The sequence below is a fragment of the Stenotrophomonas sp. C-A genome, assembly GCF_054030835.1.
The window spans coordinates 1,542,914-1,561,925 of record NZ_CM132916.1 but is presented as its reverse complement, the minus strand read 5'-3'; the positions used below and the strand labels follow the sequence as shown (position 1 = coordinate 1,561,925).

General features: G+C 66.6%; 15 protein-coding genes, 3 tRNA genes and 1 pseudogene. 8 read left to right on the top strand and 11 right to left on the bottom strand.

What is annotated here, in order from left to right; translation table 11 throughout:
* Positions 1-15: 15 nt before the first annotated feature.
* The 3 genes from ACW5IY_RS07370 to ACW5IY_RS07360 are packed head-to-tail and all read left to right on the top strand — an operon-like array spanning position 16 to position 4,648.
* Positions 16-1,257, top strand: a complete 1,242-nt coding sequence (locus ACW5IY_RS07370) for an efflux RND transporter periplasmic adaptor subunit (protein WP_043402608.1) — start codon at positions 16-18, stop codon at positions 1,255-1,257.
* Entirely contained in the window at positions 1,254-3,212 is a 1,959-nt protein-coding gene (locus tag ACW5IY_RS07365; protein ID WP_049436505.1) for a MacB family efflux pump subunit, read from the top strand. The genes ACW5IY_RS07370 and ACW5IY_RS07365 overlap by 4 nt, the downstream gene beginning before the upstream one ends.
* Positions 3,209-4,648, top strand: a complete 1,440-nt coding sequence (locus ACW5IY_RS07360; RefSeq protein ID WP_049436504.1) for an efflux transporter outer membrane subunit — start codon at positions 3,209-3,211, stop codon at positions 4,646-4,648. The genes ACW5IY_RS07365 and ACW5IY_RS07360 overlap by 4 nt, the downstream gene beginning before the upstream one ends.
* 73 nt (positions 4,649-4,721) lie before the next feature.
* Here ACW5IY_RS07360 and rlmB read toward each other — a convergent pair whose 3' ends face one another.
* The 3 genes and pseudogenes from rlmB to rnr all read right to left on the bottom strand — a co-directional run.
* A complete protein-coding gene (gene rlmB / locus ACW5IY_RS07355) occupies positions 4,722-5,465 on the bottom strand; it encodes a 23S rRNA (guanosine(2251)-2'-O)-methyltransferase RlmB (protein ID WP_005408775.1) in 744 nt (247 codons plus the stop codon).
* A 155-nt stretch (positions 5,466-5,620) separates the two neighbouring features.
* Positions 5,621-6,103, bottom strand: a complete 483-nt coding sequence (locus ACW5IY_RS07350) for a GFA family protein (RefSeq protein WP_010486247.1) — start codon at positions 6,101-6,103, stop codon at positions 5,621-5,623.
* A 119-nt stretch (positions 6,104-6,222) separates the two neighbouring features.
* Positions 6,223-8,451 (bottom strand): annotated as a pseudogene (gene rnr / locus ACW5IY_RS07345) (ribonuclease R); the annotation flags it as partial.
* Positions 8,452-8,810: 359 nt separating this feature from the next.
* On the opposite strand from rnr, the gene ACW5IY_RS07340 reads away from it, so the two are divergent.
* Positions 8,811-8,895: transfer RNA gene (locus ACW5IY_RS07340), tRNA-Leu, on the top strand.
* 133 nt (positions 8,896-9,028) lie between these two features.
* On the opposite strand, the gene ACW5IY_RS07335 is transcribed toward ACW5IY_RS07340, so the two are convergent.
* The 3 genes from ACW5IY_RS07335 to ACW5IY_RS07325 are packed head-to-tail and all read right to left on the bottom strand — an operon-like array spanning position 9,029 to position 11,105.
* The gene (locus ACW5IY_RS07335) at positions 9,029-10,135 is read right to left on the bottom strand and encodes an SPFH domain-containing protein (RefSeq protein WP_049436502.1); all 1,107 of its coding nucleotides are present in this window, start codon (positions 10,133-10,135) and stop codon (positions 9,029-9,031) included.
* A gap of 4 nt (positions 10,136-10,139) precedes the next feature.
* Entirely contained in the window at positions 10,140-10,979 is an 840-nt protein-coding gene (locus ACW5IY_RS07330) for a CFI-box-CTERM domain-containing protein (protein WP_049436501.1), read from the bottom strand.
* Positions 10,980-11,105: a hypothetical protein gene (locus ACW5IY_RS07325; RefSeq protein WP_258009581.1), complete on the bottom strand. Its 126-nt coding sequence runs from the start codon at positions 11,103-11,105 to the stop codon at positions 10,980-10,982.
* Positions 11,106-11,489: 384 nt separating this feature from the next.
* Here ACW5IY_RS07325 and ACW5IY_RS07320 point away from each other — a divergent pair.
* A tRNA-Leu gene (locus ACW5IY_RS07320) sits at positions 11,490-11,574 on the top strand.
* Between the two features lie 71 nt (positions 11,575-11,645).
* Here ACW5IY_RS07320 and ACW5IY_RS07315 read toward each other — a convergent pair.
* Positions 11,646-12,392 carry a sulfite exporter TauE/SafE family protein gene (locus ACW5IY_RS07315; protein ID WP_049436499.1) on the bottom strand — a complete coding sequence of 249 codons (747 nt, stop codon included), beginning with the start codon at positions 12,390-12,392 and terminating at the stop codon, positions 11,646-11,648.
* A 99-nt stretch (positions 12,393-12,491) separates the two neighbouring features.
* Here ACW5IY_RS07315 and ACW5IY_RS07310 point away from each other — a divergent pair, with 99 nt between their 5' ends.
* From ACW5IY_RS07310 to ACW5IY_RS07300, 3 genes are all read left to right on the top strand, one after another.
* Entirely contained in the window at positions 12,492-13,391 is a 900-nt protein-coding gene (locus tag ACW5IY_RS07310; RefSeq protein WP_029380078.1) for a LysR family transcriptional regulator, read from the top strand.
* A gap of 50 nt (positions 13,392-13,441) precedes the next feature.
* A tRNA-Leu gene (locus tag ACW5IY_RS07305) sits at positions 13,442-13,526 on the top strand.
* Positions 13,527-13,778: 252 nt separating this feature from the next.
* On the top strand, positions 13,779-14,057 hold the full coding sequence (locus tag ACW5IY_RS07300) for a hypothetical protein (protein WP_049436498.1): 279 nt from the start codon (positions 13,779-13,781) through the stop codon (positions 14,055-14,057).
* Between the two features lie 111 nt (positions 14,058-14,168).
* Here ACW5IY_RS07300 and emrB read toward each other — a convergent pair whose 3' ends face one another.
* The 4 genes from emrB to emrR are packed head-to-tail and all read right to left on the bottom strand — an operon-like array spanning position 14,169 to position 18,886.
* Complete coding sequence (gene emrB, locus ACW5IY_RS07295) at positions 14,169-15,755, bottom strand: multidrug efflux MFS transporter permease subunit EmrB (RefSeq protein ID WP_049436497.1); 1,587 nt, start codon at positions 15,753-15,755, stop codon at positions 14,169-14,171.
* Between the two features lie 7 nt (positions 15,756-15,762).
* On the bottom strand, positions 15,763-16,941 hold the full coding sequence (gene emrA / locus ACW5IY_RS07290) for a multidrug efflux MFS transporter periplasmic adaptor subunit EmrA (RefSeq protein WP_049436496.1): 1,179 nt from the start codon (positions 16,939-16,941) through the stop codon (positions 15,763-15,765).
* Positions 16,942-16,952: 11 nt separating this feature from the next.
* Complete coding sequence (emrC, locus tag ACW5IY_RS07285) at positions 16,953-18,446, bottom strand: multidrug efflux transporter outer membrane subunit EmrC (RefSeq protein WP_049436495.1); 1,494 nt, start codon at positions 18,444-18,446, stop codon at positions 16,953-16,955.
* The gene (emrR, locus tag ACW5IY_RS07280) at positions 18,443-18,886 is read right to left on the bottom strand and encodes a multidrug efflux system transcriptional regulator EmrR (protein ID WP_005415875.1); all 444 of its coding nucleotides are present in this window, start codon (positions 18,884-18,886) and stop codon (positions 18,443-18,445) included. Before emrR ends, emrC begins: the two co-directional genes overlap by 4 nt.
* Positions 18,887-19,012 lie beyond the last annotated feature (126 nt).

Sequence of the window (19,012 nt, the reverse complement as noted above, 5' to 3'; positions counted from 1 at the left end):
GAGTGAAGCCACGACGTGACGTTCCGCCTGCTGCCCGCGACCCGCCGGGGTCGCCTGATACTGATCGCCCTGCTTGCCCTTGCCGTCGCCGCAGCCGCCTGGTGGCTGCTGCGCAAGCCCGCCGCCCCGGCGGTGGCGACCACGCCCGTCAGCCGTGGTGATATCGAGCAGACGGTGGAGGCCACCGGTGTGATCGACGCCTACAAGCTGGTCAGCGTCGGCGCCCAGGCCTCGGGCCAGATCAAGTCGCTGAAGGTACAGCTGGGCGACACGGTGAAGGAAGGCGACCTGATCGCCGAGATCGACGCCACCACCCAGCAGAACCAGGTGCTCAACGCGCAGGCCTCGCTGGACCAGGTCACCGCCCAGCGTGCCGTGCAGCAGGCCACCCTGCGCCAGGCCGAACTGGAATTCGCGCGCCAGCAGCAGATGCTGGCCGCCGAAGCCACCTCGCGCCAGGAATACGATGCCGCCGAGGCACAGCTGAAGACCGCCCGCGCCCAGCTGCAGTCCTACGAGGCACAGATCAAGGGCCGCGAAACCGAGCTGGGCACCGCCCGCGCCAACCTGGCCTACACCCGCATCACCGCGCCGATGGACGGCACCGTGGTGGCGGTGGTGGCCGAGGAAGGCCGCACCGTGAACGCCAACCAGACCGCGCCGACCATCGTCATGCTGGCGCGGCTGGACGTGGTCACCGTCAACGCCGAGATCTCCGAGGCCGACGTGGTCAAGATCAAGGCCGGCATGCCGGTGTACTTCACCACGCTGGGTGACCCGGACCGCAAGTACCACGCCACGCTGCGCCAGATCAATCCGGCGCCGGCCTCGATCGCCAATGAAAACTCGTCCAGTTCCAGCAGCTCCTCCAGTTCCAGCTCCAGCAGCGCGGTCTACTACAACGCGCTGTTCGACGTGGAGAACCCGGACGGCACGCTGCGCATCGACATGACCGCCCAGGTCTCGGTGCTGCTGAAGCAGGCCAAGAACGTGCTGATGGTGCCAGCGGTGGCGCTGGGACCGAAGCGCCGTGGCGACGAGCGCATGGTGCGGGTGCTGGACGACAAGGGCCAGCCGCAGCCGCGCAAGGTCAGCGTGGGCATCAACAACGGCGCCTCGGCCGAAATCCTGTCCGGGCTGAAGGAAGGCGAGCGCGTGGTGGTGGGCGAAGCCGGTGCGGCCGGTGCCAGCGCCGGCGGCGGCAACCGCGGCGGCATGCAGATGCGGGTCGGCGGCCCGGGCATGGGGCGCCGATGAGCACGACGGCGCCGCTGCTGCGCCTGCGCGACCTGCGACGCGAATTCCCGGCCGGCGATGATGTGATCGCCGTGCTGCGCGACGTCAATCTCGACATCCACGCCGGTGAGATGGTGGCCATCGTCGGCCAGTCCGGCTCGGGCAAGTCGACGCTGATGAACATCCTCGGCTGCCTCGATCGCCCCACCCGTGGCAGCTACCAGGTGGCCGGCCGCGAAACCGGGAAGATGGAACCGGACGAGCTGGCCGAACTGCGCCGCGAACATTTCGGTTTCATCTTCCAGCGCTATCACCTGCTGGGCGACCTGGATGCGCGCGGCAACGTGGAAGTACCGGCGGTGTATGCCGGCAGCCCGGGCGCAGTGCGCAACGCGCGTGCCGAGCAGCTGCTGCAGCGGCTGGGCCTGAGCGACCGCATGCACCACAAGCCGGGCCAGCTGTCAGGTGGCCAGCAGCAGCGCGTGTCGATTGCACGTGCCCTGATGAACGGCGGCGAGGTGATCCTGGCCGACGAACCCACCGGCGCGCTCGACACGAAATCCGGCGAGGAAGTGATGGCGATCCTCGGTGAGCTGCACGCCGAAGGCCACACCATCATCATCGTCACCCACGACATGAGCGTGGCCGAACACGCACAGCGCATCATCGAGATCCGCGACGGCGAGATCATCGCCGACCGCGCCAACCCGAACGCACCCACCTACCGCGCGCAGCGCGAGGCCAGCACCGGCGTCGCCCGCGGCAACAGCTGGCGGGCGGCCCGCGACCGCTTCACCGAAGCGTTCCGCATGGCCCTGCTGGCGATGAACGCACACCGGCTGCGCACCTTCCTGACCATGCTCGGCATCATCATCGGCATCGCCTCGGTGGTCTCGGTGGTGGCGCTGGGCAATGGCTCGCAGCAGCAGATCCTGCAGAACATCAGCGCGCTCGGCACCAACACCATCGACGTCTATCCGGGCCGTGGTTTCGGTGACATGCGCTCGGCGCGGGTACAGACGCTCAAGGCCAGCGATGCCGATGCACTGGCAAAGCAGAGCTACGTGGACAGCGCCACGCCCAGCGTGTCGACCTCGGTCACCGCGCGTTACCGCAACCAGTCCTCCACCGCCCAGGTCAGCGGCGTCGGCGAGCAGTTCTTCCGGGTCAAGGGCGTGACCCTGCTCAGCGGCAGCTTCTTCGACAGTGACGCGGTGAAGGGCCTCGGCCAGGTGGCGGTGATCGACGAGAACACCCAGACCCAGTTCTTCCCCGATGTCGATCCGGTCGGCCAGGTGATCCTGCTCGGCAACGTGCCGGCGCGCGTGGTCGGCGTGGCCAAGCGCCAGAGTTTCGGTTTCGGCGGCAGCACCAGCCTCAGCGTGTGGGTGCCGTACACCACGGTGATGTCGCGCATGCTCGGCCAGAGCCACGTCTCCAGCATCACCGTGCGCGTTGACGACGACACGCCAATGGATGCGGCGCAGGAAGCAATCACCCGCCTGCTGACCCTGCGCCATGGCACCGAGGATTTCTTCCTCAGCAACAGCGCCGAAATCCGCCAGACCATCGAACAGACCACGCGCACAATGACGCTGCTGATCGGCGCCATCGCCGCCATCGCGCTGCTGGTCGGTGGCATCGGCGTGATGAACATCATGCTGGTGTCGGTGACCGAGCGTACCCGCGAGATCGGGGTGCGCATGGCCGTCGGTGCGCGGCAGAGTGATATCCGCCAGCAGTTCCTGATCGAAGCGGTGCTGGTGTGCCTGCTCGGCGGTCTGCTCGGCATCGGCCTGGCGCTGCTGCTGGGCTCGATGATCGGCCGCTTCGCCAGCGACTTCCAGGTGCTGTTCTCCACCGCCTCGATCGTTGCCGCCTTCGCCTGCTCGACCCTGATCGGCGTGGCGTTCGGCTTCCTGCCCGCGCGCAATGCCGCGCAGCTCGACCCGGTGGAGGCTCTGGCCCGCGAATGAAGATGATGACCCGACTGCCCTTCCCTGCTCCCTCGCGCCTGCTGCTGGCGGGCGCTGTTCTGCTCGCCCTCTCAGGCTGTGCATCGGTGGGCCGCTACCCGGTGCAGGCCCCCGACGTGGCGGCCAGCTACGGGCGTGGCGACGCCGCCCTCAATGCACCCGCCGACGACCCGCGCAGCAGCCTGGATACATCCGGCCGCGACATCCGCCAGGACACCTGGTGGACCGGCTTCGGCGACGAACGACTGGACCGTCTGGTGGCGCAGGCGCTGGCCGCCAACAGCGATCTGGCCGCCGCCGGTCTGGCCGTGCAGCGTTCGCGCCTGCAGGCTGGCCTGGCCAGCAACGCGCTGTGGCCGCAGCCTTCGTCTTCCGGGGTCAGTGGCAGCGCCAGCCGCGCCACCGACCAGGCTGATGACTGGCGTCGCAGCTATTCCACCGGCGTTTCGCTGGGCTGGGAGGTCGATCTGTGGGGCCGCCTGCGCACCCAGCGCGACATCGCCCGCTGGGAAGCCGAGGCCAGCGAGGAAGACCGGCAGAACACCGCGCTGCTGGTGATCGGCGACACCATCACCCAGTACTGGAACCTGGCCTATCTCAACCAGTCGATCGCCACCGGCCAGGCCAACCTGGAGCGGCTGGAACGTACCCGCGAACTGGTCCAGGCCCGCTTCGACGCCGGTGCGGTATCGCGCCTGGAAGTACGCCAGGCACTGCAGAACCTGCAGTCGCAACGTTCCGCACAGAGCGCGCTGGAACAGCAGCGGGTGGAAGTGCGCAATGCGCTGACCGTGCTGCTGGACGGCACGCCGTGGCCACAGCAGGACGAACCGCAGGACCTGCTGGCCGCACGCAGCCCCGGGATCAACGAAGGCCTGCCGACCGACCTGCTCGGCCGCCGTCCCGACCTGCGCGCAGCCGAACTGCGCCTGCGCAACAGCCTGAAGACCATCAAGGTCACCGCGACCCAGTACTACCCGGCATTGAGCCTGACCGGCAGCCTCGGCTCCAGTGCAACCTCGCTGGGCGATGTGCTGCGCAACCCGGTGGCCACGCTGGGCGCCGGCCTGTCATTGCCGTTCCTCAACCTGCAGCGCGCGCAGCTGGATACCGACATCGCCGGTACGGCGTACCAGATTGCTGCAACCAACTTCCGCAAGACGCTGTACACCGCGCTCTCGGAAGTGGACAACGCGCTGTCGGCACGTGAGCAGCTGGCGCGCCAGGTGGCGGCCTCGCAGGCTTCGTATGACGAAGCGGTGGAAGTAGAGCGCGCGCAGGAAGTGCGCTACCGCGTGGGTGCCACCGATCTGCGCACCTGGCTGGAGGCACAGCAGACCCGGCGCGACGCCGAGCTGTCACTGGCGCGCGTGCGCCAGGGCCAGCTGAACAACGACGTGACCCTGTTCAAGGCGCTGGGCGGCAGCGCGGGCTGAGGCCCGTCCTGTAGAGCCGAGCCCACGCTCGGCTGCAACGAAGAGCAGCCGAGCGTGGGCTCGGCTCTACAGATCAACCGCGCTGGCGCACGGCCTCGAACAGGCTGACGCCGGCGGCGACGGAGACGTTCAGGCTCTCGATCTCGCCCGGCATCGGGATCTTGACCAGGCCATCGCAGTTCTCGCGGGTCAGTCGGCGCAGGCCGTCGGCTTCGCCACCCAGCACCAGGGCGATGTTGCCCTTCAGGTCCAGCTGGTACAGCGAAGCGGTGGCTTCGCCGGCCAGACCATAGATCCACACGCCCTGCTTCTGCAGGTCCTTCAGGCAGCGCGACAGGTTGGTCACCGCCACCACCGGGATCAGATCGGCGGCACCGGCCGAGGTCTTGCGCACGGTGGCATTGACCGTGGCCGACTTGTCCTTGGGGATGATCACTGCGGTCGCACCGGCGGCAGCGGCCGAACGCAGGCAGGCGCCGAGGTTGTGCGGGTCCTGCACCTCGTCCAGCACCAGCAGCAGGGCCTTGCCTTCGGCTGCAGTGACGAGGCCTTCCAGCTCGTTCTCGCTGTAGGTACGGGCGGCGGCATAGCGCGCGGCCACGCCCTGGTGGCGCACCGAACCACCCACGCCATCCAGCGCCTGGCTGTTCACCTTGCGCACGTCGATGCCCTTGCGGCGGGCATTTTCCTCGATCTCGGTCAGGCGCGGGTTCTTCGCACCGGCCTCGACCAGCACTTCGCGGACGTTCTCGGCGTCGTTCTCGATGGAGGAGGCGACGGCGTTGACGCCGACAATCCACTGGCTGTTCTTGCTCATGCGGGCGGGGACCGGAAAGGGGGTGGCTATGGTAGAGCATCGGCGGGCCGGGCGCTGCGGCGGGCCCGCCTGTAGAGCCGAGCCTGCACCCGGCGGCCCTGGGTTCAGGCTGCGACGACCTGCCAGCCGAGCGTGGGCTCGGCTCTACAGGTGCGTTACCGGCTGCGCGGCGGCCAGTGCGGAGTGTCGTGATCGGGGTGCTGGTGGGACACGATCGTGGCCAGGAAATCCAGCGCGGCGATGTCTTCCTCGGTGCGACGGGCCGGCAGGCTGGCCAACGTATCGACGAACGGCAGCTTGCGCTCGACCCCGTACTGGATCGTCGGCGGCAGGCGCTCGGGTTCGTCAAAGGCACCGGCCGCCACCGCCACGCCGTCCGGCGCCTCGTAGGTCAGCGGCGTACCGCAGTCAGCGCAGAAGCCACGCCGCACCACGTTGGACGACTGGAAATAGCGCGGCTGGCCGCGGGTCCAGCTGAACTGCACGCCGCGCACCGAGACCAGCGGCGCGTAGTAGGCACCGAAGGCCTTCTGGCACATCCGGCAATGGCAGATCGAGCTGTCGGTGAGCGCGCCACGCGCCTGGAAGCGGATCGCGCCGCACTGGCAGCCGCCACTGTATTCGGGTTGACCCTGCATCTGCGGTCCTCCGTAACGTCGTGCCAACCAAGGTTGGCACCTACCGGGTGAGGGATGTGCCAACCAACGGTTGGCACCCACCAGCTGAAGTAGGTGCCGACCGTTGGTCGGCACACCTTTCAATACTGCTTCTTCGTCCGCTTGGCCGGCTTGCCGCGCTCCGGCAGTGGCGGCAGGCCCTCGCCTTCGTCCTCGCCCTTGTGCTCGACCAGGCGGAAGTCGATCTTGCGTTCTTCCATGCTGGCCTTCAGCACCAGGATCCGCACGCGATCGCCCAGACGGTAGCTGCTGCCGCGGCGCTCGCCGGTCAGCGTCTTGCGGGTCGCGTCGAACTTGTAATAGTCCTGCGGCAGCTGGGTCACGTGCACCAGGCCCTGCACTTTCGACTCATCCAGCTCGACGAACAGGCCGAAGCTGGTCACGCCGCTGATCACGCCATCGAACTGGCCACCCACGTGCTTTTCCATCCACGCCGCGCGGTAGCGCTCGTCGACCTCGCGCTCGGCTTCATCGGCACGGCGCTCACGCTCGGAGCACTGCAGCGCCAGCGCAGCCATTTCGCGCGCGTTGTAGGTGAACTTGTCCAACGGCTTGCCGGACAGCGCATGCTTGATCGCGCGGTGCACCAGCAGGTCGGGATAGCGACGGATCGGCGAGGTGAAGTGCGCGTACGCCTCCAGCGCCAGGCCGAAGTGGCCGTGGTTCTCCGGGCTGTAGATCGCCAGGCTCTGGCTGCGCAGCAGCACCGATTCCAGCAGCGTGGCATCGGGGCGGTCGCGGATCTTCTTCAGCAGCTTGGTGTAGTCACCCGGGCGCACCTTGGACCACGGCGGCAGGCTCAGCTTGAACTCCTTGAGGAATTCCAGCAGGTCGGCGTACTTGGTTTCCGGCGGCTTCTCGTGGATGCGGTACGGGGCCGGCACGTGGCGCGACAGCAGGTACTTCGCTGCCTCGACGTTGGCCGCGATCATGCATTCCTCGATCAGCTTGTGCGCGTCGTTGCGCACCAGCATGCCGGCCTGGGTCACTTCACCGCGGTTGTCCAGCACGAAGCGTACTTCACTGCTTTCGAACTCGATGGCACCGCGCTTGGCGCGCGCCTTGGACAGCACCTTGTACAGCTGGTGCAGGCGCTGCACCTGCGGCAGCAGGTCACCCATCCAGGCCTTGGTATCGGCATCGTCCTCGCCCACCGCCTTCCACACCTGGGTATAGGTCAGGCGCGCGTGCGAGTTCATCACCGCCTCGTAGAAGCGCGAATGCGTCACCAGGCCGTCGCGGTCGATCTGCATGTCGCAGACGAAGCACATGCGGTCGACCTTCGGCATCAACGAACAGATGCCGTTGGAGAGCGTCTCCGGCAGCATCGGCACCACGAAGCCGGGGAAGTAGACCGAAGTCGCACGCTTCTGCGCTTCCTCGTCCAGCGGCGTGCCGGGACGGACGTAGTTCGAAACATCGGCAATCGCCACCACCAGGCGGAAACCGTCGGCATTCGGCTCGCAGTACACCGCGTCGTCGAAGTCCTTGGCATCTTCACCGTCGATGGTGACCAGCGGCGTGCTGCGCAGATCGACACGGTCGCCGATCATCGCCGGTTCAACCACCATCGGCACCGAGGCGGCTTCGTCCAGCACCTCCTGCGGGAACTCGAACGGCAGCTCGTGGCCGTGGATGGCGGTCTCCACCACCAGCGATGCGGTCAGCTTGTCGCCGAGCACGGCGATGATGCGGCCGATCGGCGGGCGGCGGCTGTCCGGCGCCTGGGTCAGTTCGCAGACCACCAGCTGGCCATCGCGCGCGCCACCGGTCTGGTCCGGCGGTACCTGCACGTTGCGCTGGATGCGCTTGTCATCGGGCACCACGTAATTGATGCCCATTTCAATGCTGAAGCGACCGATCAGGCGGGTCATGCCGCGTTCGAGCACGCGCGCAATGCTGCCTTCGCGACGGCCACGGTGGTCGATGCCGGTCACGCGGGCCAGCACCTTGTCACCGTGCATGACCTTGCGCATTTCATACGGGGGCAGGAACAGGTCGTCGCCCCCCTCGACCGGGCGCAGGAAGCCGAACCCTTCCGGGTTGGCGATCACCACGCCGGTGACCAGGTTCAGGGTCTGGATCGGGGCGAAGCCGCCACGGCGGTTCTGCACCAGCTGGCCATCACGGACCATGGCACCGAGCCGGCGCGACAGCGCTTCGGCACGATCGGGTGCGGTCAGGCCCAGGCGTGCGCCCAGTTCCTCGGCGGTCTGCGGCCCTTCGCAGCGCTCCAGCAGGGCCAGGATGGCCTCGCGGCTGGCGATGGGCTGTTCGTATTTCTCCGCTTCACGCGCGGCATAGGGATCGTCGATCACCTTGCCGGTCGGCGGCAGCTTGCGGCCCGGGGTCGGGCCTGGCGCGTCGGTATTGCGGACCTTGCGGCCACGCGGTGGTGCGCCGCCCTCATTCAATTCGGGGAACCAGCCCGGCAACGGCTTGCCCGGCTTGGTGGTGCGGGCTGCGCCCGCCTTGGCGCCCTTCTTCGGGCCCTGGCTGCGGGAGGTGCTCCCGCCCTTGCTTGGTTTTTTGGTAGTCATCGCCCTACATGGTAGCCGTTGACGGCGTGCAGAACGGGTCAGTGGCCGTCTTGAAGGCCTTGCGTGAAAAATATTCAGGAAGTCGTTGACAGCCTGCGGATTCATCTTCACAATTGCGCCTCTGGAACGCCCAGGTGGCGGAATTGGTAGACGCACTAGTTTCAGGTACTAGCGGGTAAAACCGTGGAGGTTCGAGTCCTCTCCTGGGCACCACGTTTCAAGGCTTCGGCCGCACAGAACCCCGCCATGGCGGGGTTTTTGCGTTATGCCCGTCCCCCACGCCAGCAATGGCGGCATGGAAACGGGACGCCGCCATCGGCGTCCCGGCGGATAACCGGTAGAGGCGCTAGGGCAGCGGCGGCGGGCCACCCGGGATCGGTGGCATGCCCCCTTCTGCAAGCGGCGGGATCTCCCGCACCGCCTTCCAGGCAGGCAATCCCTCATGCCAGACCAGTGTCTCCACAGTGATGCGACGCTCACGCAGGAGGCGCAACACCTGCTCAAGGCCGTGAGGCCCCGACGCATTGCCGTCCACGGCCAGGAAGTACTGCGTGGCGACAGGAAGCGAGGGAGGCTGTGCCGGCAGACGCGGCGTCAGCGCATCCAGCTGACTTGCCATGCCCCGCCCCAACCCCAGGCCAGCACCGAGCCCCAGCCCGGCCTGCACCGCCGGATTGCCTTCGTTGGCCGCTGCGGTTTTCAACACGTCGATCGACCTGTCGTACTGGTAGATATCGCGCCCCAGCATGTTCAGCTCAGCCGTCTTTTCCTTCAGTTCCTTCAGCCGCCGGAAGCTCGGATCGTCTTCCGGTACGTTGACCGAGTGGAAGTAGAAATTGACGACGCTGACGCCGAATTGACCCATCTCTTCATCGATGGCCGCACTGCATTGCGCAGCAATCTCCTCAAGGTGCAGCGACGCTTCGACGACGGAGATGCGCAGCGTCGTCAGCGCGCGCGCCAGGTGCACGTTGACGGCCTGCAGCACCACCCCGGTGAAGTACTCGACCACCTGCCCGGCCGAAAAGCCGGTCCCCGCCCCCACCAGCGACTCCAGGAACCGCCGCGCGTCGGTGATCCGGAAACCGTACTGGCCATAGGCGCGCACCGGCACGACCACGCCGTATCGGGGATCCTCCAGCTGGATCGGGCGACGGGTCCCCCACAGGTTGTCCAGCTTCGAGACGAGATTGACGAACCAGACTTCGGCCTGGAACGGACTGTCCATTCCGAACGGCACGCTGGTGAGCGTGGTCAGGAAAGGCAGGTTGTGCGTATCGAGCGTAATCGTCCCTTCGCGCACCTCCTCGCGGATGGTGCCGCGGTAGACGAAGAACGCGACCTGGCCAGGCTTCACCACCAGCTGCGAACCCCGCCTCAGGCGGGTGGAGGGAAACTTCCAGACGAAGTCCTGCGCAGTGTTCTCGAACGCAACGACATCAATGAGCGCCATGCAGTCAGGCCTCGATCATGTTGGCAGACAGGCGACGGCGCGCCCACGCAGCCAGCGGTGCAACAAGCAGCACCCGCGTAGCGCCACGGGCCAGCGCACTGCCCTCGATCAGGCGAGCCACCGGCGGCGAGCAGCGATAGTAGAGCCTGACAAAGCGGCGGCCTGCCGCTGTCCTGCGCAGCACGCGGTCCCGATACCGCCGCAGCACCCGCACGCTGCCATCCTCATATGAGCCCATGGCCGCCGTGGCAATGAAACACCCCGTCTTCGCCGGCGGCGGCAGGCCACCGGCCACCGCTTCGGGCCAGGCGCTGGCATCGTAGACGTTGTTGTAGAACTGCCTGCAGTACTTCTGGAATCCCTGGCACCAGTCCAGCGGCGGATCCGAATGGACGGTCGCGCCCTGGATGCGCACTTTCAGGACCTGAGCAGCGCAGATCGTCTTCAGAAGCGCTTCGGAGATGATGTAACGCCCATTCTCGAAGCAGAACAGCTGGCCACCGATGTGCTCGACCTGGGTGTCCTGCTCGGTGAACTCGACCCGTTGATTGACCTGGTCGCAATTGAAGATGATCACACCATCGCGCGCATGAAACCAATCATCGGCACGGATCACCACGCAATCGAGCACAAGGACATCGAGCTCAGCCGTCTTGACACGCCGCAGTGTAAACCGGGCATTGAACGCGCTCAGATTTTCCGAGCTGATGGCGACCTCGTCCAGGTAATCGCGGATGTAGAGGTTGCCCTCTCCCCACATGAACTGCTGGACATGCGTGATTTCGGTCTTTTCGGTGAACTCGTCGAAGGTTTTCTCGACGAAGGAATCTGCTGCATCCGACACTTACACTCCCCCTGTTTGCTGCAAAAGTGCGCCGAGCCTCCGCTCGACGTTTTCAATCTTCCGGGCAATGCTCGGATGACCGGTTTCAACCTGCTGCTCGACAAGAAACGCGAGCTCGCGACGCAAGGAGGCCTCCAGGGCACGCGGCTCCGCTTCGCCGGCACTCCCGGCATCCATCGCGGGCCCGACCGCCGCTGCCTCTTCCGCCAGGCTTCCACAGTAGGCACACACCCGCATTGCTGCCCGCAGGGGCGCACCGCACGACCGACACTCCACCATTCACTCCTTGCTGCTGCATGCCAGGATCTCGTTTCCAACCCGACCACGGCAGGCATGCTCCCTGCGCCGCATCGGTCAGCGCTGCATCATCGGGCCAAAACGTGCGGCAATCCAGACGGCAAACGGGTGGGATGCATGGGGGCCTGGCTGCCCTTGTGAGCCCCCTCGCAGGCATACCGGGCACAGGTGTTGACACCCCCGTCACAACACCCCATAATCTCGCTCCTCGACGCCCAGGTGGCGGAATTGGTAGACGCACTAGTTTCAGGTACTAGCGGGTAAAACCGTGGAGGTTCGAGTCCTCTCCTGGGCACCACGTCGAGAGTGAGAAAAACCCGCGAAAGCGGGTTTTTTCATGCCCGGAATCCGGCATTGCGGCCACCGGCATCAGAACAGCGGCCGCAACACCAGCTCCAGCCCAAGCAGCAGCAGGAACCCGAGGAAACAGGCGCGGAACACCCGTGCGCTGATGCGCTGCCGGATCACCTGCCCCAGCCACATGCCCAGCAATGCCGGCAGCACCGCCAACGCACTCAGCCCCAGCTGCTGGATGCCGAATGCGCCATGCAGCACCAGGCCGGTGGTCAGCGAAATCGTCGACACAGTGAAGGCCAGCCCCAACGCCTGCACCAGCTCCTCGCGCTGCAATTCCAGCGACTGCAGATACGGTACCGCCGGCATCACGAACACGCCGGTGGCGCCGGTCACCACGCCCGACAATGCCCCCACCAGCGGCCCCAGCCAACGCTCGCGCCGCTGCGGCACGCGGAACGCCGGTGCAAGCAGGGCATAGACGGCATAGACCACCAGCGCCACTCCCAGCGCAACCCGCGACCAGGTGCGATCGACCCGCACCAGCAGCGCCGCCGAACCCAGTGTCACCACCACCACCGCCAGCATCATCGGCCACAGGCGCCGCACGATGGGGCCCAGCGACGGCCCGGACAACAGCTGCCACGCATTGGTGACAAAGGTGGGGATGAACAGCATCGATGCCGCCGCCACCGGCGACAGCGCGCCACCGAGCAGCCCCATCGCCACGGTCGGCAACCCCATGCCGGTCACGCCCTTGACCACGCCAGCCAGCACGAACACCACCACCAGCAGCGCGTAGAAGTACATCGATTCATTCATGCCTTGATTGGATCGGGCCGTCGCCCGGCGCACAATGCGGTCTTCCCGGCCCACCCTTCGGCTGATCCGAAGGCTCGGGCGTTGCGATGAGGGCATGACATGCGGATGGATATCGCCGACCTGCGCCTGTTCCTGGCGATTGCCGAGGCGGGCAGCATCACGGCCGGCGCGGCGCAGGCGAACCTGGCCCTGGCTTCGGCCAGCGAACGCCTGCGCACGATCGAAGCCGATGCCGGCACCGTGCTGCTGAACCGCCATCCGCGTGGCGTCAGCCTGACTGAAGCCGGCGCCGCCCTCGCCCACCATGCACGCCTGATCCTGCAGCAGCAGGCGCAGCTGCGCGGCGAACTGCAGGCATTCGCGCATGGCGCGCGCGGTACCCTGCATCTGTATGCCAATACCGCTGCGCTGACCAACTACCTGCCCTCGCGGCTGGCACCGTGGCTGGCCGAACGCCCACGCCTGCACGTGGAACTGCTGGAGCGCACCAGCCCCGAAGTCGTGCGTGCGATCAGCGCTGGCCAGGCCGAGGCCGGCATCATCAGTGATGCGGTCGACGCTGCCGGCCTGCAGCAGCATGTGGTGGCCGAAGATCCACTGGTGATGCTGCTGCCCGCAGACCATCGCCTCGCATCGCGGCGCAGCCTGGCATTCGCCGATGTTGCCGGCGAGACTTTCGTCGCCCTGGCCGATGGCAATGCACTGCAGACCTACATCGAGGACCAGGCACGCGACATCGGGCGGCGCCTGGACGTGCGCATCCGCATGAAGACCTTCGAAGGGGTGTGCATCATGGTCGGCCACGACATTGGTATCGGCATCGTGCCGCGGACCATCGCCCGCCAGCATCGGCGCAGCACGCATACCGTCGCCGTACCGCTCGCCGATGCGTGGGCACAGCGCCGCCTGTGCGCCTGTTTTGCCGAGTGGGCGCAGTTGTCATCGGCAATGCGCAGCCTGCTGCTTCACCTGGGCGTGCAGCCGCAGAAAAAGCTGTGAAATGTTGTTGACACATCCTCTGCCGTACCGCACAATTCGTCTCCTGAGTCGCCCAGGTGGCGGAATTGGTAGACGCACTAGTTTCAGGTACTAGCGGGTAAAACCGTGGAGGTTCGAGTCCTCTCCTGGGCACCACGACTCAAGATGATCAAACCCGCGAAAGCGGGTTTTTTCGTTTCCGGGGTTTGGCGAGCGTGGCATCGCATCTACCGCTCGAACTGTCGTATCTCGCACCACCCAGGCGTCACGTTACGCGTTCAATTCGTACCTTTCTTAGTCGGAGATCTACCCGATTCCTTTTCGGTGGAAGGCAACTTTACGGGAGCCGGTTGCAGGTCTATCGCCACGACCTGACCAGCGCCCCCCCTTTCCCCAAAGGACGCCCCAATGCAGCGCAACATCATCTGCCCTCACTGCTACACCGGCTCGAACCACGGCGTACGCGTATGCGTGGGATGCCAGGCCGAGGTCCACTACGGCGCATCGAAGGAGGCCGTAATGTTCGTCTTTGTCGCCGCCATCATCTGCGGCGCACTGGTCGGCAGCCGATTGCAGGCCACTGCCGGCTGGATCACGTGCGGCGCCGTACTTGTGGCGGGAATGTGGGCCGTTTCCCGATTGTTCCGTGATCGGGTGGTATTCAAGCGCATCTATCGCACGCGCTGAACCTGCGCCGCTGCACTCCCCCAACGGCAGGGCCCGTGCGCCCCGCGTTGCACAAACAAGAACCCCGCCTTGCGGCGGGGTCAAAATACAGCACGTGTTTCCAGGGAGTTTTCAGTGCCCGCCGCCGGCGGCCGCACCTGCGCCTGCGCCGAACGGCGGTTTGGCCAGCCAGAGGAACGCGATGATCGCCAGGAAGATCCAGCCCAGCAGGAAGAAGATGTCGTTGAAGCCCATCTGCGATGCCTGGTGGTTGATCATGTTGTTCAATACCGCTGCACCATGTTGCAGGTCGCCCTGCCCCATCGCCGTCACCTGGTCCTGCATGCCCGGCTGATAGACCGAGATGTGCTCGGTCAGGTCAGCATGGTGCACCTGGGTGCGCCGCGCCCACAGCCACGTCGTCAGCGACGCCGCGAAACTGCCGCCCAGCGTACGCAGGAAGGTGGCCAGGCCGGAGCCCGCCGCGATCTCACGCCCATCCAGGTCCGACAGCAGGATCTGCAGCACCGGCATGAAGAAAAGCGCGACGCCGATGCCCATGATCAGCTGCACGCCGGCCACGTGGGTGTAGTCCACCTGCAGGTTGAAGTTCGAACGCAGGAAGCTGGTCATCGACAACACGATGAATGCAATCGTAGCCAGCATCCGCATGTCGAAGCGCGAGGCGTACTTGCCCACGAACGGGGTCATGATCACCGGCAGGATGCCGATCGGCGCCGTCGCCAGGCCTGCCCAGATCGCGGTGTAGCCCATGTCACGCTGCAGCCACTGCGGAATCAGCAGGGCCACGCTGAAGAACGCCGCGTACGCCACCACCATCGCCAGCGTACCGGCGCGGAAGTTGCGATGCCGGAACAGCTTCAGGTCGACGATCGGATCCTTGTCGGTCAGTTCCCAGATCAGGAACACCGTCAGCGTGACCACGGCCACGCACGCCAGCACCACGATCTTCATCGACGAGAACCAGTCCTCGTCATTGCCCAGGTCGAGCACCAGCTGCAGCGCACCGACACCGATCACCAGGGTGACCAGGCCGACATAGTCCATCTTCGGCTTCTCGATGTGCTCCGGACGCCCCTTCAGCTGGTTGCCCACCACCAGCGCGGCAAAGATGCCCAGCGGCACATTGATCAGGAAGATCCATTCCCAGCTGTAGTTGTCGGTGATCCATCCACCGAGGATCGGGCCGCAGATCGGCGCCACCACGGTGATCATCGCCAGCAGTGCCAGCGCCTGCCCGCGTTTCTCGCGTGGATAGATCGAGACCAGCAGCGACTGCGTGATCGGGTACATCGGACCGGCCACGAAGCCCTGCAGCGCACGCGACAGCACCAGCATGCCCATGCTCTGCGCCAGGCCGCACAGCAGCGAGGTGATGACGAAGGCCAGCGTGGCCCAGACGAACAGCTTGCGTTCGCCGAAGCGGCGGCTGAGCCAGCCGGTCAGCGGCAGCGCGATGGCCGTGCTGACCGCGAACGAGGTGATGACCCAGGTGGCCTGCTGCGAACTGGCGCCAAGATTACCGGCGATGGTCGGCAGCGAGACGTTGGCGATGGTGGTATCGAGCACCTGCATGAACGACGCCATCGCCAGGCCCACGGTGCACAGGGCGACGCTGGGCGGCAGGAACCCGGAGGCCGCACCCGGCGCCGCCGGTGCACCCGGAGCGCCGGGCGCGGCTGGAGCTTGTGCGGACATGGCGACCTCAGCCCACCTTCGCCTGCTGCGGCAGGTTGCCCTGGATGATCGTGTGGATCACCTCGTCGGCATCATGCAGCTGCTTGGCATACACATCGGTGTCGAACACCGTGCCCTTGGCCGGAGTGCTCGGCAGCACTTCGCCCTTCTGGTCGCGCAGGCTCACTTCGGCCTTCATCGACAGGCCGATGCGCAGCGGGTGTTCGGCCAGCTGCTTGGCATCGATGGCAATGCGGACCGGCACGCGCTGCACGATCTTGATCCAGTTGCCGCTGGCGTTCTGCGCCGGCAGCAGCGAGAACGCCGAACCGGTGCCCAGGCCCAGGCTCTGGATGCGACCCTTGTACTTCACGTCACCGGCGTACAGGTCCGACTTCAGCTCCACTTCCTGGCCCAGGCGCATGTGGCGCAGCTGGGTTTCCTTGAAGTTGGCCTCGACCCACATCTGCTCGGTCGGCACTACCGCCATCAGCGCGTTGCCCGGCTGCACGCGCTGGCCGACCTGCACCGAACGACGGGCAACGTAGCCGGTGACCGGCGCGACGATGCCGGCGCGGGCGTTGTTGAGGAAGGCCTGGCGCAGCTGCGCGGCGGCCGCCTGCACGTCCGGCTGGGTGGCGATCACGGTGTCGTCGACCAGCGCGCGGTTGCGCTCGACGGTCTCGCGCGAACCGGCCACGGCGGCTTCGGCAGCGGCCAGCTCGTCACGGGCGTGGGCCAGTTCTTCATTGGAAATGGCGCCGGTGGCGGCCAGGTCCTTGCGGCGGGCGAAGTCGTCGCGCACGCGCTTCAGGGTCACCTGGCGGGCGTTCAAGTCCGCCTGCGCACCTTCCACGCTGCGGTACAGGCCACGGGTCTGGCGCACGGTCTTGGCCAGGTTGGCTTCGGCCTGCTGCAGCGCCACCGATGTATCGGACGGGTCCAGCTGCACCAGCAGTTGGCCGCGCTCCACGCGCATGCCGTCATCGGCGTTGATGGCGACCACGGTACCGGCCACCAGCGGGGTGATCTGCACCTGGTTGCCCTGCACGTAGGCGTCGTCGGTCTCTTCGAACCAACGGCCGAACATGAAGTACCACAATGCCAGTGCGGCAAGTAGCAGCACGACGATCACGAACAGGCCGCGCAGCAGGTTGCCGCGGCGGTTGGAGGCGGCCGGGGCCGCAGTGTCTTGGGTCTGGCTCATGGCGGAAGTCTTCAGGAATGCGAGGAATCGGAATGGGAGGCGATCGGTGCGCGGTCGGCGTCAGCGGGCTGGAAACCACCGCCCAGCGCCTTGCTCAGGCGCACCGAGGTCTGCACCTGCTGCGACTGCAGGCCGGCCAGCTGCTGCTGCGACTGCAACAGCGTGGACTGCGCGGTCAGCACGTCCAGGTAGCTGCCGATGCCGGCGCGGTAGCGCTGCTGGGCCAGATCGAAGGCCGAGCGCGCGGTATCCACGGCCTGCTGCTGCGAGTGCGCCTGCTGTGCCAGCGAGCGCACTGCGTTGACCTGGTCGGCCACGTCGCGCAGCGCATCGAGCACGGTCTGGTTGTAGTTGGCCACCGCCAGGTCGTACTGCGCATCGGTGTTGGCCAGGTTGGCGCGCAGCTTGCCGCCTTCGAAGATCGGCAGGCTCAGCGCCGGGCCGATGTAGGCGAAGGTGGAACTGCTCTTCAGCAGGTCACCCACGTTCGGGGCGACCACGCCGGCCAGCGCGGTCAGGTTGAAGCTCGGGTAGAACTTGGTCTTTGCCACCTTGATCTGCTTGTCGGCCGCTTCCACGCGCCAGCGTGCGGCAACGATGTCGGGGCGACGGCCCAGCAGTTCGCTGGGCAGCACGCCCGGCAGCTGCAGCGCCACCGGGTTCAGCGGTTGCGGGCGCTGGATCGACAGGCCACGGTCCGGGCCCTTGCCGACCAGTGCCGCCAGCGCGGTGCGGGCGGCGTCGATGCGCTGCTGCGCGGCCTGCACCTGCTGCTGTGCGGCCGGTACCCGGGCTTCGGCCTGGCGCACCTGCAGGTCGCTGTCGATGCCGGCGCTACGGCGCTGGCGGGTCAGTTCCAGCGACTTCTGCGAGCGGCCCAGCTCTTCTTCGGCCACGTCATTGAGCTGCCATGCATAGGCCAGATCGGCATAGGCCTGGGTGATGCCGGTGGACAGGTTCAGGCGTGCAGCCTGGGCTTCGACGGTGGCGGCATGGGCGCCGTCCACGGCCGCTTCCCAGGCAGCGCGCTTGCCACCCCACAGGTCCACGCCATAGCTGAAGTCGAAGGCGACCTGGCTGCTGCCGCCGTAGCGGCCGCCCATCTCGCTGCCGACCATCGACTCGGGCAGGCGCAGGCCGGTGTAGCCACCGGACACCGACAGGCTGGGCAGTTCATCGGCACGTGCGGTGCCGACCTGGGCCTGGGCCTGGCGCAGGCGCGCATCGGCGGCGTCCAGGCTCGGGTGACCGGCCAGGCCTTCGGCAACCAGGGCGTCCAGCTGCGCATCGCCCAGCGCCTTCCACCAATCCTGCGCCGGGAAGCCGGTGGCGCTCAGGTCGGTGTCGGCCAGGGTGCGTTCGCTGTGCAGGCTGTCCACGTCAAGCACGTGGCCCTGCGGGTTGAGGCCACGACTGCTGGCGCAGGCGGCCAGGGCCAGGGCCAGCGCTGACACCAGCAGCGCGCGCCCGGACCGGCGGAGAGTGGAATGCGGGATCGGGTTCATGGGGTCGTCAGGGAATCGCGGATTCGGGTAAGGAGGGACAGCAGCAGCGTGCGCTCGTCGGCGGAAAGATCACGCAGGGCGTAATCCATCACCGCGTCGCCACGCAGCTTCAGCCGCGCCCACAGTGCGCGGCCTTCATCGGTCAGCACGATCTGCAGCGCACGCCGGTCCTGGGCATGCGGTTCGCGGCGGACGCAGCCCAGCGCCTCCAGCTTGTCCAGCAGGCGGGTCACCGCACTGGGCACCTGGTCGATGGCCTGGGCCAGCTCGTTGGCCGTGCACGGGGCCATGTTGGAAAGCACCTTCAACCCGATGTAGTGGGTGAAACCGATACCCAGGTCTTCTTCAGCCATGGATGCGTCGAGTTGACGGACCAGGCCGTCGCGCACCTGGCGCAGCAGCAGGCCGAAGCTGGGGGGAGTGGTTGCAGGACAGATCATGGGGGAGCATTCTCTTCCAAAAAAAATATTTCTCAATGGAAATATTCGATCTGGCATCGAATGCTGTGTTGCAGCAGCGGGCTGGATCAATGAAGGCGCCTACCTTAATGATCTGGTCAGGTGGCC

Coding starts and splice junctions, on each gene's coding strand:
- emrB (WP_049436497.1), bottom strand. CDS start 15,755: ATGTCCGCACAAGCTCCAGCCGCGCCCGGCGCTCCGGGTGCACCGGCG.
- ACW5IY_RS07365 (WP_049436505.1), top strand. CDS start 1,254: ATGAGCACGACGGCGCCGCTGCTGCGCCTGCGCGACCTGCGACGCGAA.
- ACW5IY_RS07315 (WP_049436499.1), bottom strand. CDS start 12,392: ATGAATGAATCGATGTACTTCTACGCGCTGCTGGTGGTGGTGTTCGTG.
- ACW5IY_RS07310 (WP_029380078.1), top strand. CDS start 12,492: ATGCGGATGGATATCGCCGACCTGCGCCTGTTCCTGGCGATTGCCGAG.
- ACW5IY_RS07350 (WP_010486247.1), bottom strand. CDS start 6,103: ATGCAGGGTCAACCCGAATACAGTGGCGGCTGCCAGTGCGGCGCGATC.
- ACW5IY_RS07360 (WP_049436504.1), top strand. CDS start 3,209: ATGAAGATGATGACCCGACTGCCCTTCCCTGCTCCCTCGCGCCTGCTG.
- ACW5IY_RS07335 (WP_049436502.1), bottom strand. CDS start 10,135: ATGGCGCTCATTGATGTCGTTGCGTTCGAGAACACTGCGCAGGACTTC.
- emrA (WP_049436496.1), bottom strand. CDS start 16,941: ATGAGCCAGACCCAAGACACTGCGGCCCCGGCCGCCTCCAACCGCCGC.
- emrR (WP_005415875.1), bottom strand. CDS start 18,886: ATGATCTGTCCTGCAACCACTCCCCCCAGCTTCGGCCTGCTGCTGCGC.
- emrC (WP_049436495.1), bottom strand. CDS start 18,446: ATGAACCCGATCCCGCATTCCACTCTCCGCCGGTCCGGGCGCGCGCTG.
- ACW5IY_RS07300 (WP_049436498.1), top strand. CDS start 13,779: ATGCAGCGCAACATCATCTGCCCTCACTGCTACACCGGCTCGAACCAC.
- rlmB (WP_005408775.1), bottom strand. CDS start 5,465: ATGAGCAAGAACAGCCAGTGGATTGTCGGCGTCAACGCCGTCGCCTCC.